Source organism: Stenotrophomonas sp. 2YAF22, from assembly GCF_052114665.1.
GTDB classification, from domain to species: domain Bacteria; phylum Pseudomonadota; class Gammaproteobacteria; order Xanthomonadales; family Xanthomonadaceae; genus Stenotrophomonas; species Stenotrophomonas indicatrix.
In genome coordinates, this window is the sequence record NZ_JBFRFE010000725.1 from 1 (window position 1) to 1,930 (window position 1,930).

The following is a 1,930-nucleotide window of genomic DNA, read 5'->3' on the forward strand; positions in this document are numbered from 1 at the left end:
CGCTCGCTGAGCAGGCGCTGCGGCCCTTCCTGCGGGTCCAGTTCATAGCGCGCCGCCCGGTCGATCGGCTGGCCATCGCTGGCCGTTTCCAGATCGAAGCCCACGCCCAGCGCCGCCAGCAGCTCGCGTTCGAAACGGCGCAGGGTCCAGGCCAGTCCGGCACCCACGGCCAGGCGGGCACGCGCTTCGCCGTAGGCCAGGTACAACTCCGGCAACGGATCCTGGCGCGGTGCCAGGCGCAGGGTCAGTTCACTGAGATAGAACCCGGCCAGCATGGCCTGGCCGAGCAGGCGCGGCGCCACATCCAGCGCTTCAGCACCGCGCAGCTGGGCCAGTTCGCCACGCTGCAGCGCGCTGAAGCGGATCCACTGCAGTGGTTGCAGGGCCGCTCGCAGCACCTGGCCCTTGGCCGTGGAAACTCCACGCGCGAGAAGGCCGATACGGCCATGCTCGGCGCTCAATACCTCTACCAGCAAGCTGGTCTCGCGGTAGGCCCGCGCATGCAGCACGAAGCCGGTGTCGTCCTCGATCAGCATCGAAGCGACCGTCGCGGCTTATTCGTAGCCGAAGGCCTTCAGCGCGGCCTCGTCATCGGACCAGCCCTCACGCACGCGCACCCAGGTTTCCAGGAACACCTTGGCACCGAACAGACGCTCCATCTGCAGGCGGGATTTGGCCCCGATCTCCTTCAGGCGCGTGCCGCCCTTGCCGATCACGATCGCCTTCTGGCCTTCGCGCTCGACCCAGATCACCGCACCGATGCGCAGCAGGTTGCCGTCCTCGGTGAAGCGCTCGATCTCCACCGTGGTGGCGTACGGCAGCTCTTCGCCCAACTGGCGCATCAGCTGTTCACGCACCAGTTCGCCGGCCAGGAAGCGCTGGCTGCGGTCGGTGATCTCGTCTTCGCCGAACATCGGCGGGGCTTCCGGCAACAGCGCCAGCACGTCACGGACCAGGGCTTCCAGGCCGTTGCGCTTCTGCGCCGAAATCGGATGCACCGACGAGAAATCACGGCCGGCGGTCACTTCCTGCAGGAACGGCAGCAGTGCGCCCTTGTCCTTCATGCGGTCGATCTTGTTGACCACCAGCACCACCGGGATACCGGCGTCGCGCAGCACGTTGAAGGCCAGGCTGTCCTCTTCGTCCCAGCGACCGGCTTCGATCACCAGCAGGCCGGCGTCGACGCCTTCCAGCGAGCCGCGGGCAGCGCGGTTCATGACCCGGTTCATCGCCCGCTTCTGCACCTTATGCAGGCCGGGCGTGTCGACCAGCACCAGCTGCCCTTCCGGGTAGGTGGCGATGCCCAGCAGGCGGTGACGGGTGGTCTGCGGCCGGTTGGACACGATGCTGACCTTGGCCCCGACCAACGCATTGGTCAGGGTCGATTTGCCCACGTTGGGGCGGCCGATGACGGCCACGCTGCCGCAATGATGGGGAGTTTGTTCGCTCACTTGGAATCCAGTTGTTCAAGGACGGCCGCAGCCGCTTGTTGTTCGGCAATCCGCCGCGAGGAGCCTTCGCCCTCGGTGCTGGCGGCGGGGTCGGCTACGTTGCAGCGTACCCGGAAGTGTTTGGCGTGGTCGTCACCGGATTCTGACACCAGTTCGTACTGTGGCAACGCCTTCTGTCGGCCCTGCAGCCATTCCTGCAGGCGGGTCTTGGGGTCCTTCTCCGGTCGTCCGGTGGCCGGCAGCGCCTCCATCGAGGCGGCAAACCAGGGCAGGACCATCGCCCGGCAGGCTTCAAAACCCACATCCAGGTAGATCGCAGCAACCACGGCCTCGAATGCATCGGCCAGGGTCGAGTCGCGGCGATGGCCGCCGGACTTCATTTCGCCGGGGCCCATCGTCAGCCGGTCACCCAGCTGCAGGGTCCGCGCGATCACCGCCAGCGCACCCTCGCGCACCAGCTCGGCGCGGGCGCGGGTCAT

At 67.3% G+C, this 1,930-nt stretch carries 3 protein-coding genes; all 3 read right to left on the minus strand.

Features of this window, described 5'->3' with window-relative positions:
* The coding region (recO, locus tag AB4Y84_RS20425; RefSeq protein ID WP_442250792.1) for a DNA repair protein RecO at positions 1-536 on the minus strand (536 nt) is incomplete at its 3' end.
* An 18-nt stretch (positions 537-554) separates the two neighbouring features.
* Positions 555-1,451, minus strand: coding sequence for a GTPase Era (gene era, locus AB4Y84_RS20430; protein WP_025877117.1), 897 nt, complete (start codon positions 1,449-1,451; stop codon positions 555-557).
* Positions 1,448-1,930: ribonuclease III family protein (locus AB4Y84_RS20435; RefSeq protein WP_442250793.1), on the minus strand; the 483-nt coding region annotated here is incomplete at its 5' end. The genes AB4Y84_RS20435 and era, both read right to left, overlap by 4 nt.